Here is a 13,978-nt window from a genome sequence, read left to right on the forward strand (position 1 = left end):
CACGACTGCTATGCAGCCGAACGCAGCCTCGCGGGCTCGGCAGCTGCTACAGATCGCATTACCGCTTAACTGACTGGAATTAGGGGCTTGCGGTCGGATCGGCTGATCCACGACACTGTCCAACCTGCATGAAGCAATTATTTCGTTGTGGAGGCTGCCGTCATGGCCCACGAACTGTATACCCGCACCAATCAGAAGATCTATTTCGCCGGCTTGTCGCTCGAAGCACTGGCCCGCACTGAAGAAGGGCGGGCAATGAATTCGCTGGCGCTGATCCAGGCCGGACGCGAATCCGCGCTGTTTCACCTGTACGGCGCGCTACTGGGCTTGTGTCACGAAATCGCCGGTTTCTATCGCTTGCCACAGGCCAATGCGCCCCGTGCAGAGTTGTTGCTGACTCGCGAGGTGCTGGACACCATCGCCATTCCGGAAATGGCAGAGCTGGTCGAGCTGGCCAATAACCCGGAGACCTGGCTGGCCAGGTTGTTGGCTGCCCACGCTGCGTTGTTTCAGCCGCCGCGCGCGCCCCGCAAGCCGAAAGGGGACGTGACCCAGCCACTGATCCAGGCTGTCAATCTGGATGAAGAGGAGGCACCGCAAGAGCTGAGTCGGGAGGAGTTGGAGAGCTGGCGTCAGAACCTGAAAGCATTGGCGATCCGCTTTCGCGAAGGCCTGAACGAGTGCTGACAGAAACAGATTCGGGATGGCATCTGGTCAAGATCCCGAGCGAAGCCTGGCCGATGCCTATATAATCCCCGCCTTTCGTGGAGAACAGTCCTTTATGCCAACGTCCTTTCTAGAAATTGTCGAGTTACCAGACGGCCGTATCGAGCTGCGCAGGGCCGAGGACGAGGGTTCTCTGGTTACTTTGGATTTCTCCGAGGACGCCAAAGCGTTCCTGCAAGGGCAACACGTGGAAGTCGCCAAGGCGATGTTGAGCGTGGGAGTCCAGATGGCAGGTCGCCTGGTTGAAGGCGAATTCGACAAGGACGAGGGGTCACGGGTACTTCATTGATCCCCGTCCGTCGGTTTTCTTGATGTCGTTACTCATCGGCTTCTCTGTCCCTGGAGAAGCCTTGCGCGGTGAAGCGCGCGTCTTGCCTGTCCGTTAACCCAGTCGAATATTCAGGCTCTGAGCGTCCCCGGTGCGGGCGGCGCTGATCAGTTGTTGCCGCGATTGTGGGCTCAACGGGTTGATCCAGCTGACCACCGTGTGGCTGCGACCCAGGCGCAGGGCTTCGCAGGTCAATTGCTGGGCGCTCTGGGTGCCTCGCGGTTGCAGTAGCAGAATGCGCTCGCGGTTGAGACCGGCATCTCGCAGCCAGGCTTGAGTCAGGCTGGCTGGCGGTGCGATCAGTGTCAGCCAGCGTGCGTCCTGGTCCTGGCTCAATTCCCTGAGGATCGGCGCCAGGAGGCTCAGGCAGTTCCCGGCTGCACCACGCAGTGACAGCTCGCTGAAAGCGTCAGGTTCGGCGCTCCAGGGGGACTCGACTGCGTCTTTCAGGATCGGCGCCAATGGCTGTGCCATGAACGCTTCGAACAACGGCAGTTGGGTTTGCTGTGGTGATGTCTGTGGGAACTGCATGGTGCCTCCTTTAGCGGCGAATGACGCCGACACTCAAGCCTTCGATCACCAGTTCCTGGTCTTGAAGGTTCACTTCAATAGGGGCGAACTCGGGGTTCTCGGCGATCAGCCAGACTTTGCTGCCGTCACGCTTGAAACGCTTGACGGTCACTTCGTCGCCGATTCGCGCAACCACGATCTGGCCGTTACGGGCTTCGCGGGTGGTGTGGACCGCCAGCAGATCGCCGTCGAAAATCCCGATATCCTTCATGCTCATCCCGTGGACGCGCAGCAGGTAGTCGGCGCGCGGATGGAAGAAGGAGGGATTGATGTTGCAGGACTCTTCAATGTGTTGCTGCGCAAGAATCGGGGCGCCGGCTGCGACCCGGCCAATGATCGGCAGCGTGGAATCGTCGGCCTTGGCTTCGAAACCGGGGATGCGAATGCCGCGGGAGGCGCCAGGCGTCATCTCGATTGCACCCTTGCGGGCCAGTGCCTTGAGGTGTTCTTCCGCCGCATTGGGTGACTTGAACCCCAGTTCCTGAGCGATTTCCGCGCGGGTGGGCGGATACCCGTTGTCTTCCAGGCAGCGCTTGATGAAGGCCAGAATCTCTGCTTGTCGTGGCGTCAGCTTTAGCATATCGATCGCTCTGTTTTTTTATACAGTGACTGGGATTATATACAGTAAGGCGGTCTTGGCAATGCTCCATTTTTCAGTCGCCGCCGGACGGTCAAACAGTCAGTGGATTGAAGCTTTGCCGTTGTGTGGTTAAATGTCTGACCGACCATTCCCGAAACGAACTGCCAGACTTGACAATGCACAGGCTGAAACGTATGTTTCAAACAAGTGTTTGTCAGGCGGAGTAGCCATGGCCCAGTCGGAAACCGTTGAACGCATTCTTGATGCAGCCGAGCAGTTGTTCGCGGAAAAAGGTTTCGCCGAAACCTCGTTGCGTCTGATCACCAGCAAGGCGGGTGTCAACCTGGCGGCGGTGAACTATCACTTCGGTTCGAAGAAGGCGTTGATCCAGGCGGTTTTCTCGCGGTTCCTCGGGCCGTTTTGCATCAGCCTCGATAAAGAGCTGGAGCGGCGTCAGGCCAAGCCTGAAATCAAGCCGACACTCGAAGAGTTGCTGGAAATCCTCGTCGAGCAGGCACTGGTGGTACAGCCGCGCAGCGGCAACGACCTGTCTATCTTCATGCGTTTGCTGGGGCTGGCGTTCAGTCAGAGCCAGGGGCACTTGCGTCGTTATCTGGAAGACATGTACGGCAAGGTGTTCCGCCGCTACATGATGCTGGTCAACGAAGCGGCGCCGCGTATTCCACCCATCGAGCTGTTCTGGCGCGTGCACTTCATGCTGGGTGCGGCGGCCTTCAGCATGTCCGGCATCAAGGCCTTGCGCGCGATTGCCGAAACCGACTTCGGCGTGAATACCTCGATCGAGCAGGTCATGCGCCTGATGGTGCCGTTCTTGGCCGCCGGCATGCGTGCCGAATCCGGGGTGACCGATACGGCCATGGCCACGGCCCAGTTGCGGCCACGTAGCAAATCGACACCGGTTGCTGCCAAGGTTTAACCGCACACGGGTGGGCGCGGCAGCAGACATCCGCTAAGCTAGCCGCCCATGCCGACTCTCGTTCTGAACCCGTTTCCCATCGAACTCGCCAATCTGCCAGGCCTTGCCCCTGGCGGCGAATGCGTGTGGGCCGGGTTTTCTGTTATCAAGGAATTTTTATGACTGCTGGCTTGCAAGGCTCGTTGATGGTGGACGTCGCCGGTACCTGGCTGACGGCTGAAGATCGCCAATTGTTGCGCCAGCCCGAAGTGGGCGGCTTGATCATCTTTGCCCGCAACATCGAGCATCCGCGTCAAGTGCGCGAGCTGAGTGCGGCGATTCGCGCCATTCGCCCCGATCTGCTGCTGGCGGTGGATCAAGAGGGGGGGCGTGTGCAGCGCCTGCGCCAGGGTTTCGTGCGCCTGCCCGCCATGCGCGCCATTGCCGACAACCCGAACGCCGAATACCTGGCCGAGCAGTGCGGCTGGATCATGGCGACCGAAGTGTTGGCCGTTGGCCTGGACCTGAGCTTCGCCCCGGTGCTCGACCTCGATTATCAGCGCAGCGCGGTTGTCGGCACCCGTTCGTTCGAAGGTGATCCCGAGCGCGCGGCCTTGCTCGCGGGTGCTTTCATCCGCGGCATGAACAGCGCAGGCATGGCGGCCACCGGCAAGCATTTTCCTGGTCATGGCTGGGCCGAGGCGGATTCCCACGTCGCGATTCCCAACGACGAACGCAGCCTCGACGAGATCCGCGCCAATGACCTGGTGCCGTTTGCCAAATTGAGCAAGCAACTGGCCGCGGTCATGCCGGCCCACGTTATATATCCACAAGTCGATTCCCAGCCGGCCGGCTTCTCCCGCCGCTGGTTGCAGGACATCCTGCGCGGCGAGTTGCAGTTCGATGGCGTGATCTTCAGTGACGACCTGTCCATGGCGGGCGCCCACGTGGTCGGCGATGCCGCCAGTCGTATCGAGGCTGCGCTGACGGCCGGTTGCGACATGGGCCTGGTGTGCAACGATCGCGCTGCCGCCGAGCTGGCCCTGAGTGCTGCGCAACGCCTGAAGGTCAAGCCTTCCTGGCGCATTGCGCGGATGCGCGGCCAGTCGTTCGCCAATACCGAATACCGTCAGGACCCGCGCTGGCTGGCCGCTGTCGGCGCGCTCAAAGAAGCTCAATTGATTGATTAAGGACTGTTCGTTATGACGGTTTACGCGATTATCGGTGGTACCGGCCTGACTCAGCTCGAAGGCCTGAGCATTCGCCAGTCACTGGCAGTGGACACGCCTTATGGCGCACCTTCGGCCGAGGTTCAGATCGGCGAGTATGCCGGCAAGGAAGTATTGTTCCTCGCGCGTCACGGTCATCCCCATCGTTTTCCGCCGCATCAGGTCAACTACCGCGCCAACCTCTGGGCGTTGAAGCAGGCTGGCGCCGAAGCCATTCTCGCAGTCAACGCCGTGGGCGGCATCCATGCGGCCATGGGCACCGGGCATTTCTGCGTGCCGCATCAGTTGATCGACTACACCAGTGGTCGCGAGCACACCTACTTTGCCGATGACCTGGAGCACGTCACCCATATCGACTTCAGCTACCCCTACAGCGAACCGTTGCGCCACCAACTGATTGCGGCATTGGCGGCGGAAAGTGTGGGCTACAGCAGTCATGGCGTGTATGCCTGCACTCAAGGGCCGCGCCTGGAGACGGTGGCTGAAATCGCCCGGCTGGAGCGCGATGGCTGCGACATCGTCGGCATGACCGGTATGCCGGAGGCGGCCCTGGCCCGGGAGCTGGAACTGGATTACGCCTGCCTGGCGCTGGTGGTGAATCCGGCGGCGGGCAAGTCGACGGCGGTGATTACCATGGCCGAGATCGAGCAGGCGTTGCATGACGGTATGGGCAAGGTGAAGTCGACGCTGGCGCGGGTGCTCAAGGGCTGAGTCAGTCTTGGCACCGAGTTGCTCCCTTCGCGGGCAAGCCCGCTCCCACAGTGACCGCGTCGAACACAAACTCTACGAACGCCATTAAACCTGTGGGAGCGGGCTTGCTCGCGAAGAGGCCGGTTCAGGCGCCAAAAATCTCAACGTTTTCCGAGATTTTCCGGCAGCGGCGCAAACAGCGCCTCGATATCATCGCTCTGCAGTTTCCAGTCCCCGGCCTTGCGCCCATCCAGCACGCCGGCCGCGAGGTCGGATTTTTCCTTTTGCAGGTGCTGAATCTTTTCTTCCACCGTGCCGCGCGCAATCAGTTTGTAAACGAATACCGGCTTCTCCTGGCCAATGCGATACGCGCGGTCGGTCGCCTGGTTTTCCGTCGCCGGGTTCCACCACGGGTCGTAATGAATCACCGTGTCCGCTTCGGTCAGGTTCAGGCCAACGCCACCGGCCTTCAGGCTGATCAGAAATATCTGACGCTTGCCGCTCTGGAATTCCTTCACCGGTGTGCGGCGGTCGCGGGTCTGGCCGGTCAGCAGGGCGTAGGCTACGCCGCGTTTGTTCAGTTCGTCTTCGATCAGTGACAGCATCGAGGTGAACTGCGAGAACAGCAGGATCCGCCGACCTTCCTCGAACAATTCCTCGAGCATTTCCATCAGGCTGTCGAGCTTGCCCGATGTGCTGCCACGGCTTGGCAGGGTCGCCTCGTTGACCAGGCGCAAGTCACAGCACACCTGACGTAGCTTGAGCAGGGCTTCAAGAATGATGATCTGGCTGCGGGCCACGCCTTTGCGGGTGATCTCGTCGCGGACTTTCTTGTCCATGGCCAGGCGCATGGTTTCGTACACATCGCGCTGGGCCTCGTTGAGTTCGACCCAGTGGATGATCTCGGTTTTCGGCGGCAACTCGGTGGCCACCTGTTCCTTGGTGCGGCGCAGCAGGAAAGGTTTGATCCGGCCGTTGAGGTGCTGGAGCCTGACCTCGCTGGTGCGTTTTTCAATCGGCACGCGGTAATCGCGGTTGAAGCTTTTGACGTCGCCCAGCCAGCCGGGCAAGAGGAAGTGAAACAGCGACCAGAGTTCACCGAGATGGTTTTCCAGCGGTGTGCCGCTCAGGCACAGGCGCTGCCGGGCATTGAGCTCGCGGGCAGCCTGGGCGGCCTTGCTGGTCGGGTTCTTGATGTATTGCGCTTCATCCAGCACCAGTATGTGCAAGGGCTGCGCCGCCAGGCGTTCGACATCCTTGGGCAGCAGCGCATAGGTGGTCAGGATCAGATCGTAGTCAGTCAGCCTGTCGAAGTGCTTTTTGCGGCCGGCGCCGTACAGCGCCAGTACCTTGAGCTGCGGCGTAAAGTGCGCCGCTTCGTCGAGCCAGTTGGGGATCAGGCTGGTTGGCATCACCACCATGCACGGCCGATCGAGACGGCCGGCGTTTTTCTCGCTCAGAACGTGGGCCAGTGTCTGCAGGGTTTTGCCCAGGCCCATGTCGTCCGCGAGAATTCCACCCACTTCCAGCTGCCGCAGCGATTGCATCCAGCTCAAGCCCTCAAGCTGATACGGACGCAGCGTCGCATTCAGGCCGTCCGGGGCGGCGGCCGTGTGGTCCTTGATGTCCCGCAGGCGCTGGGCAAAGGTGCGGATCTGTTCGCCACCCTCCCAGAGCAGTGGCATGTCCTCCAGCGGGTTCAGGCGCGTGGCATCGGCCTTGCTCAGGCGCAGCGTGGTGTCGCCGGGCTCCTGCAGGTAGAACTCGCCGAGGGTGGCCAGCACCGGCTTCAAGCGGCCGAAGGGCAGGGCGACCTGCAGCGGGCCGTGCTCGGAGTTCGGGCGATGGGGGATGTTGACCAGGATCAGCTCGTCATCGCGGCGTCGGGCGAGGCGTTCCGGGTTGAGGATTTCGGTGTGGGAGCGCATCAGGTTGAGCAGGATCGGCAACAGGCTCAGGCGTTCGCCGTTGACGATGATCCCCAGTTCCAGGTCGAACCAGTCACGCTCCGGAGCCTGTTCGACCGTGGCGTACCAGTCGTCTACCGCCGTCAGGTCGAACCCGAAGTCCTCGTCGATCTGCAATTCCCAACCCTGGGTGCGCAACTTCGGCAGTTCATTGAGGGTAAAGGTCAGCCAGGCGCTGTCATTGACCATCTCGAACAGCTCGCCGGCGCTTTCCGGCAAGGCCTTGCTTTGCCGGGTGGCGACTTTGAATCCGAGGATTCGCAACTGTTCCCGGTAGGACTGTTCCACGTCCGGCTGGCGTTTTATCCGCAGTGTCTGGGTTTCCTGGCGAATCAGGATGTCGGTGTTCTTCTGTCCGGAAACGTATTCGTCCAGATAGCTGAAGGATAGTGCTGCACGATGCTGGATGTAACGCTGCATTCGACCGTTGCGCGGTTCGAAGGCGCTGAACTCGATGCTGGCCAGCCACAGGCGCGGTACCGGTTGCACGTTGTCCACCAGCACTTGCGGCGGGGCTTTCGGGCTACGGTTTTCCAGGACTGCCTGGAGTTTTTCCAGGAGTTCGGCGTCTTTGGCGGCAGCGGGGTAGTCGAGGGTTTCCTGTACTTGCAGGAGCACCGCTGCGCAATGTTTGCAGTTGTTGTGGACCGGGCAGGAGCAGGTGGCGTCGACCATCAGCAGCGTGCCTTTGGCTGACTCGCGCAGGCGAATGGTCTGACGGTAAACGTTACCGCCCGAGCCTTCGCACGCGGCGACGATGGTTGCGTCGCCGGCCTCTACGATCCTGACACGATTCTCCAGCGCGTAACGGCGACCACGCTCCAGGCTCTGTTCCTTGAATCGGCTGACCCAGGATGGTGCCAGGGGTTTGCTCAGGGTCGCGGACATAGGGAATCAGTCCGGAATTTCTTCGGGAGCTGCTCGGGGGGCGGGGGCGGTCAGCGAAGTGATCTTGATCAGCAGGCCGAGGTGGCCGTTGTCGAGGAAGTTCAACTGGCCGTTCTTGGTGTGGCTTTCCTGTTTCAAGCGCTCGCTGGCGGTCACCATGCCATTGGCATCGATCTGATTGACCCAGAAATCGGCGTCGACGTCGGTAAAGCGTCCCAGTTTCATGTTCAGTGTGCCCTCGATCGGGAACTGACCATATTGTTCCTTGCCGTCGCTGATCGCCACTTTGCTGGCGTTTTCGCCGAGAGTCTGTTGCCAGGCCTTGTGCAGCAACACCGTGTAGTCGGCGCTGCTGGTGAGTTTTTCCACCTCGCCATTGAGGCTTGGCGTACGCAGGCTGTCGGGGCTGACGGGTTGGGCGCCAGCGGCCCAGTCTTCCGGCGCGGCGCGGCTGACAATCGCCGGTACGGCGTTTTGCCGGACCAGAATCATTTCGACCTGATACAGGTCATCGGCAGATGCCGTGGGTGCGACCAGCGTTGGCATCAACAGGGTCAGCAGGGTCAGTGAGCGAAACAGGCGCATGCGGCGTCCTTCAAGCAGTTTTCGGAACGAGGCGCTCGAACAGCGCCTCTACAGTATTAAAGCGCTCTTCCGGGCGCTCCATCGGAACCATGAACTTGAACATCGTGGCGCCTTCGAATTTGTAGCGTTTTGGCTGGCTCTGGATCAGTTTGATCAGGGTCAGCGGGTCGACCGGTGTCTGCGCAGCGAACTCGACGCGACCGCCTTGCGGGCCGCCATCGACTTTCTTGATGCCCAGCTGCTCGGCCTGCAGCTTCAATGCAGTGATGCGGATCAGGTTCTTGGTCGGCTCCGGCAACAGGCCGAAACGATCGATCATCTCCACCTGCAAATCCTTGAGGCCGTCCTCATCGGTGGCTGAGGCAATGCGCTTGTAGAGAATCAGGCGGGCGTGGACATCCGGCAGGTAGTCTTCAGGGATCAATGCCGGTACCCTCAAGTTGACTTCCGGACCGCCGCCAAGCGGTTGATCGAGGTTTGGTTGCTCGCCCTTGCGGATCGATTTGACCGCGCGTTCGAGCATTTCCATGTACAGCGTGAAGCCGACGGCCTGGATCTGCCCGCTCTGGCCGTCGCCGAGCAGTTCGCCGGCGCCACGGATTTCCAGGTCGTTGGTGGCGAGCACGAAGCCCGCGCCGAGGTCCTGGGTGTTGGCGATCGCTTCCAGGCGCTTTTCCGCGTCCGGGGTGATTTGCTGGCGTGGCGGCGTCAGCAGGTAGGCGTACGCCTGGTGGTGGCTGCGTCCGACCCGGCCGCGCAACTGGTGCAACTGTGCCAGGCCGAACTTGTCGGCACGCTCGATGATGATGGTGTTGGCGCTCGGCACGTCGATGCCGGTCTCGATGATGGTCGAGGCGATCAGCACATTGAAGCGCTTGTGGTAGAAATCGCTCATCACCTGTTCGAGTTCGCGTTCGCGCATCTGCCCGTGGCCGATGCCGATCCGTGCTTCCGGCACCAGTTCGGCCAGGTCGGCGGCGCATTTCTCGATGGTCTTCACGTCGTTGTGCAGGTAATAGACCTGGCCGCCACGCAGCAGCTCACGCAGCAAGGCCTCTTTGACCGTGCTCTTGTTCTGCTCCATGACGAAGGTGCGCACCGACAGGCGGCGGGCCGGTGGCGTGGCGATGATCGACAGGTCGCGCATGCCCGACACCGCCATGTTCAGCGTGCGCGGAATCGGCGTGGCGGTCAGGGTCAGGATGTCGACTTCGCTGCGCAGGGCCTTGAGCTGTTCTTTCTGGCGCACACCGAAGCGGTGTTCCTCGTCGATGATCACCAGGCCAAGGTTTTTGATCTTCACGTCGTCCTGCAGCAGCTTGTGCGTGCCGATGACGATGTCGATCTTGCCTTCGGCCAGGTCCGCAACCGCCGCATTCACTTCCTTGGCCGACTTGAAGCGGCTCATTACTTCCACGGTCACCGGCCAGTCGGCAAAGCGGTCGCGGAAGCTGTTGTAGTGCTGTTGGGCGAGCAGGGTGGTTGGCACCAGGATTGCCACCTGGCGACCGCCATGCACCGCGATGAATGCGGCGCGCATCGCCACTTCGGTCTTGCCGAAGCCGACGTCGCCGCACACCAGGCGATCCATCGGCTTGGGCGCGAGCATGTCTTCGCGCACCGCCTCGATGGTGGTTTGCTGGTCCGGGGTTTCTTCGAACGGGAAGCCGGCGCTGAAGGTGGCGTAGTCGGCCTTCGGATCGGCAAAGGCATAGCCTTCACGGGCGGCACGGCGGGCGTAGATGTCGAGCAACTCGGCGGCCACGTCGCGCACCTGTTCGGCGGCTTTGCGCTTGGCTTTCTGCCAGGTCTCGGAACCGAGGCGGTGCAGTGGGGCCAGGGCATCGTCGCTGCCGGTGTAGCGGGCGATCAGATGCAGGTTGGCCACCGGCACGTAAAGCTTGGCGCCTTCGGCATATTCCAGGGCAAGGAATTCGGCGGTCTGGTTGTCGATCTCCAGAGTGGCCAGGCCCAGATAGCGACCGACACCGTGGTCGATGTGCACCACCGGCGCACCTTCGCGCAGCTCGGTGAGGTTCTTGATGACGGCATCGTTGTTGGCATCGGCGCGCTTTTCGCGGCGACGGCGCTGCATCACGCGCTGGCCGAACAGCGGGCTTTCGGCAACCAGGGCCAGGGCTGGATCGTCCAGCACCAGGCCTTCATCCAGCGGCGCGATGGTGATCGCCAGGCGGTCTTTGCCGGCGACAAAGTCCGGCCAGCTGTCGACGGTTTTCGGTCGCAGCTTCAGGCGTTCCAGCAGCTCCAGCAGCACTTCGCGACGGCCTGCGGATTCGGCGGTAAACAGCACGCGACCGGGAAACTCGTCGAGGAATCCGGCCAACGCCGCCAACGGCTGGGTGGCCTTGGCTTCGATGGCCAGGTTCGGCAACTCGCGAGCCGGGAAGCGCTCGCGACCGCCACCACTTTCCACATCCTGTTGACTGGCTACCACGCGCGGCCAGTTCTTCAAGCGCGCGAAGCAGTCTTCCACCGGCAGGAACAGTTCGGCGGGTGGTAATAAAGGACGGGACGGGTCGACGCGGCGTTCTTCATAGCGATTGCGCACGTCGTTCCAGAAGTTTTCCGCAGCCTGCTCGATGCCCGGCAGGGAAAACACTTGCGTGTCCTGGGGCAGGTAGTCGAACAGCGTCGAGGTTTCTTCGAAGAACAGCGGCAGGTAGTACTCGATGCCGGCCGGCGTAATCCCGCTGCTCAAGTCCTGGAAAATCGGGCAGCGGCGGAAATCGACATCGAAGCGCTCGCGGAACCGCGCCTTGAAACGGGTGACCGCTTCTTTCTGTAGCGGGAACTCCCTGGCCGGCAACAGCTTGACCGAATCAACCTTGTCGATCGAACGCTGGTTCTCCGGGTCGAAGGTGCGCAGGGTTTCGATTTCGTCGTCGAACAGATCGATGCGATACGGCAGCTTGCTGCCCATCGGGAACAGATCGATCAGCGAACCGCGAACGGTGAACTCACCGTGTTCATACACCGTATCGACATAGCGATAACCCGTGGCTTCAAGCCGGGTGCGCATTTGCTCGACGTCGAGCTTCTGGCCGATATCCAGCACCAGGCTGCTGCCGAGCAGGAATTTGGTCGGCGCGAGGCGATGCAGGGCGGTCGTGATCGGCACCACCAGCACGCCATGGCTCAATTCCGGCAGCCGATAAAGGCTGGCGATGCGCTGGGAAATGATGTCCTGGTGCGGCGAGAACAGGTCGTAGGGCAGGGTTTCCCAGTCGGGAAAGTGCAATACGGGCAAATCCGGGGCGAAGAAACCCAGCTCCTGTTCCAGCCGTTCGGCACTTTGGCTGTCGGCGGTCAGCAGCAGGGTAAAGCGCTTGGCAGCGCTGGCGGCCTCGGCAATGGCCAGGCTCAGGGCGGCACCGGGCAGGTTGCCCCAGTGCTGTTTACCTGCCGTGGCAGGGAGAAGCGGTAGACGCAGAACGGGCACGGAAGGTTGAGCTCCAAGCGTTGCGACAAAGTCGGCAATTGTAGCGGTCAACGATGCCGCCTGTCAGTTGCTGACTGCGCCTAAAGCACGGGTTTGGTGAAATGTAGTGGTAAAGACAAAATTCGGCGGTTTTTTGCCAGGAATTACTGAATATGTAGTGGCAAAAACAACGAGTGTTACGGAGGGTTACGGACAACCAGGCGTGACCTCCAAAAAATTGACTGCGCTGAAAGCCCCGGTTTTATTGGGTTTGCGCGGGGCGTAATTTTTTTGAACGACGAATTGTTACGTAAAGCACGACGGGCGCGCATTGCTACCGCTGTCACTCGGCGGCATAATGTAGCCCCTTTTTTCTGCCCCTACATGTGGAAGGTTCCCGTGACTCAGAAGCCCGACCAGTGTCTTGGTGAATGGATCGACCGTGAAGCACTCGCAGAAGCGATGATTCCGCTTATCGGTCAGCTCTACCGCAATAACAACGTGGTGAGTTCGATCTATGGCCGCAGCCTGATCAATCGTTCAGTCATTGCGATTCTCAAAGCTCACCGCTTTGCTCGTCACCGTCAGTCCGACGAAAGCGAGCTGTCCGTCCACGAAACATTCCCGCTGATCAAGGCGATGAGCGAACTCAAGCTCGGCGCCGCTTCGGTGGACCTGGGCAAGCTGGCGGCCAAATTCAAGGCCGAAGGCAATGGCCGTACTGCCGAGCAGTTCGTCCGTGAAGAACTGGCCGACGTGGTTGGCCAGCAAAACGCATCCGCCCGCAAAGGCACCGACGTTGTCCTCTACGGCTTCGGTCGTATCGGCCGTCTTCTGGCGCGCATCCTGATCGAAAAAACCGGTGGCGGCGACGGCCTGCGCCTGCGTGCCATCGTTGTCCGCAAGGGCGCCGAGAACGACCTGGTCAAGCGTGCCAGCCTGCTGCGCCGTGATTCTGTCCATGGTCCGTTCGATGGCACCATCACCATCGATGAAGCCAACAACACCATCACCGCCAACGGCAACCTGATCCAGGTGATCTACGCCAAGAGCCCGACCGAAGTCGACTACACCCAGTACGGCATCGAAAACGCTCTGATCGTCGACAACACCGGTGTATGGCGTGACGCCGACGGCCTGGGCCAGCACCTGGCCTGCCCGGGCGCTGCCCGCGTGATCCTCACCGCACCTGGCAAGGGCGCGCTGAAGAACATCGTGCACGGCATCAACCATGGCGACATCACCCCTGACGACAAGATCATCTCGGCGGCGTCCTGCACCACCAACGCCATCGTGCCGGTGCTCAAGGCAGTCAACGACAAGTACGGCATCGTCAATGGCCACGTCGAAACTGTTCACTCGTTCACCAACGACCAGAACCTGATCGACAACTTCCACAAGGGCAGCCGTCGTGGTCGTGCCGCGCCGCTGAACATGGTTATCACCGAGACCGGTGCCGCCACCGCAGCCGCCAAGGCGCTGCCAGTGCTCAAGGGCAAGCTGACCGGCAACGCGATTCGCGTTCCTACGCCGAACGTGTCGATGGCCATCCTGAACCTGAACCTGGAAAAGGCCACCACTCGCGAAGAGATCAACGAGTATCTGCGCCAGATGGCCATGCACTCGGACCTGCACAAGCAGATCGACTACGTGAGCTCCCAGGAAGTGGTTTCCACCGACTTCGTTGGCTCGCGCCACGCAGGCGTAGTGGACGCTGAAGCGACCATCACCCAGGATAACCGCGTTGTTCTGTACGTCTGGTACGACAACGAGTTCGGTTACAGCTGCCAGGTGGTTCGCGTGATGGAAGACATGGCCGGTGTAAACCCGCCAGCATTCCCACGCTAAGCCTTTAGCTGCACATGAAACGCCCCGGCCTTGGTCGGGGCGTTTTTGTTTGTGCGTTTCTGTAGGAGCGAGCTTGCTCGCGAAAAAATCACAGGCGGCGCGGTTAATGCCAGTCAGTTAAGCGGTAATGCGATCTGTAGCAGCTGCCGAGCCCGCGAGGCTGCGTTCGGCTGCGAAGCAGTCGTGAGTCCAGCTGACGCGGCCTGCCTGAC

At 61.0% G+C, this 13,978-nt stretch carries 11 protein-coding genes; 6 read left to right on the top strand and 5 right to left on the bottom strand.

The genetic code is table 11. From position 1 onward, the window contains the following. Positions 1-162 precede the first annotated feature (162 nt). Complete coding sequence (locus AC07W4_RS27335) at positions 163-687, top strand: DUF6586 family protein (RefSeq protein WP_008052975.1); 525 nt, start codon at positions 163-165, stop codon at positions 685-687. 94 nt (positions 688-781) lie between these two features. Further along, the gene (locus AC07W4_RS27340; protein WP_015095953.1) at positions 782-1,015 is read left to right on the top strand and encodes a hypothetical protein; all 234 of its coding nucleotides are present in this window, start codon (positions 782-784) and stop codon (positions 1,013-1,015) included. Positions 1,016-1,108: 93 nt separating this feature from the next. On the opposite strand, the gene sulA is transcribed toward AC07W4_RS27340, so the two are convergent. Both sulA and lexA read right to left on the bottom strand, forming a co-directional pair. Further along, complete coding sequence (sulA, locus tag AC07W4_RS27345) at positions 1,109-1,585, bottom strand: SOS-induced cell division inhibitor SulA (protein ID WP_495034660.1); 477 nt, start codon at positions 1,583-1,585, stop codon at positions 1,109-1,111. Between the two features lie 10 nt (positions 1,586-1,595). Then, positions 1,596-2,204, bottom strand: coding sequence for a transcriptional repressor LexA (lexA, locus tag AC07W4_RS27350; protein ID WP_495034661.1), 609 nt, complete (start codon positions 2,202-2,204; stop codon positions 1,596-1,598). A 229-nt stretch (positions 2,205-2,433) separates the two neighbouring features. Between lexA and AC07W4_RS27355 the strand changes: the two genes are divergently transcribed. The 3 genes from AC07W4_RS27355 to AC07W4_RS27365 all read left to right on the top strand — a co-directional run bounded on the left by AC07W4_RS27355 (position 2,434) and on the right by AC07W4_RS27365 (position 5,060). Further along, complete coding sequence (locus AC07W4_RS27355) at positions 2,434-3,141, top strand: TetR/AcrR family transcriptional regulator (RefSeq protein WP_007974041.1); 708 nt, start codon at positions 2,434-2,436, stop codon at positions 3,139-3,141. Positions 3,142-3,311: 170 nt separating this feature from the next. Continuing rightward, positions 3,312-4,310 carry a beta-N-acetylhexosaminidase gene (gene nagZ, locus AC07W4_RS27360; protein ID WP_495034666.1) on the top strand — a complete coding sequence of 333 codons (999 nt, stop codon included), beginning with the start codon at positions 3,312-3,314 and terminating at the stop codon, positions 4,308-4,310. 12 nt (positions 4,311-4,322) lie between these two features. Next, a complete protein-coding gene (locus AC07W4_RS27365) occupies positions 4,323-5,060 on the top strand; it encodes an S-methyl-5'-thioinosine phosphorylase (RefSeq protein ID WP_495034662.1) in 738 nt (245 codons plus the stop codon). A 140-nt stretch (positions 5,061-5,200) separates the two neighbouring features. Here AC07W4_RS27365 and AC07W4_RS27370 read toward each other — a convergent pair whose 3' ends face one another. The 3 genes from AC07W4_RS27370 to mfd are packed head-to-tail and all read right to left on the bottom strand — an operon-like array spanning position 5,201 to position 11,939. Beyond that, the gene (locus AC07W4_RS27370; RefSeq protein WP_495034663.1) at positions 5,201-7,894 is read right to left on the bottom strand and encodes an SNF2-related protein; all 2,694 of its coding nucleotides are present in this window, start codon (positions 7,892-7,894) and stop codon (positions 5,201-5,203) included. Positions 7,895-7,900: 6 nt separating this feature from the next. Then, a complete protein-coding gene (locus AC07W4_RS27375; protein WP_495034664.1) occupies positions 7,901-8,479 on the bottom strand; it encodes a CsiV family protein in 579 nt (192 codons plus the stop codon). A gap of 10 nt (positions 8,480-8,489) precedes the next feature. Then, positions 8,490-11,939, bottom strand: a complete 3,450-nt coding sequence (gene mfd / locus AC07W4_RS27380; protein WP_495034665.1) for a transcription-repair coupling factor — start codon at positions 11,937-11,939, stop codon at positions 8,490-8,492. A 363-nt stretch (positions 11,940-12,302) separates the two neighbouring features. Here mfd and AC07W4_RS27385 point away from each other — a divergent pair, with 363 nt between their 5' ends. Continuing rightward, entirely contained in the window at positions 12,303-13,766 is a 1,464-nt protein-coding gene (locus tag AC07W4_RS27385; protein ID WP_015095946.1) for a glyceraldehyde-3-phosphate dehydrogenase, read from the top strand. Positions 13,767-13,978 lie beyond the last annotated feature (212 nt).

This window comes from Pseudomonas sp. GW821-FHT02A08, assembly GCF_059422045.1.

Coding starts and splice junctions, on each gene's coding strand:
- AC07W4_RS27335 (WP_008052975.1), top strand. CDS start 163: ATGGCCCACGAACTGTATACCCGCACCAATCAGAAGATCTATTTCGCC.
- AC07W4_RS27340 (WP_015095953.1), top strand. CDS start 782: ATGCCAACGTCCTTTCTAGAAATTGTCGAGTTACCAGACGGCCGTATC.
- sulA (WP_495034660.1), bottom strand. CDS start 1,585: ATGCAGTTCCCACAGACATCACCACAGCAAACCCAACTGCCGTTGTTC.
- lexA (WP_495034661.1), bottom strand. CDS start 2,204: ATGCTAAAGCTGACGCCACGACAAGCAGAGATTCTGGCCTTCATCAAG.
- AC07W4_RS27355 (WP_007974041.1), top strand. CDS start 2,434: ATGGCCCAGTCGGAAACCGTTGAACGCATTCTTGATGCAGCCGAGCAG.
- AC07W4_RS27365 (WP_495034662.1), top strand. CDS start 4,323: ATGACGGTTTACGCGATTATCGGTGGTACCGGCCTGACTCAGCTCGAA.
- AC07W4_RS27370 (WP_495034663.1), bottom strand. CDS start 7,894: ATGTCCGCGACCCTGAGCAAACCCCTGGCACCATCCTGGGTCAGCCGA.
- AC07W4_RS27375 (WP_495034664.1), bottom strand. CDS start 8,479: ATGCGCCTGTTTCGCTCACTGACCCTGCTGACCCTGTTGATGCCAACG.
- AC07W4_RS27385 (WP_015095946.1), top strand. CDS start 12,303: ATGTGGAAGGTTCCCGTGACTCAGAAGCCCGACCAGTGTCTTGGTGAA.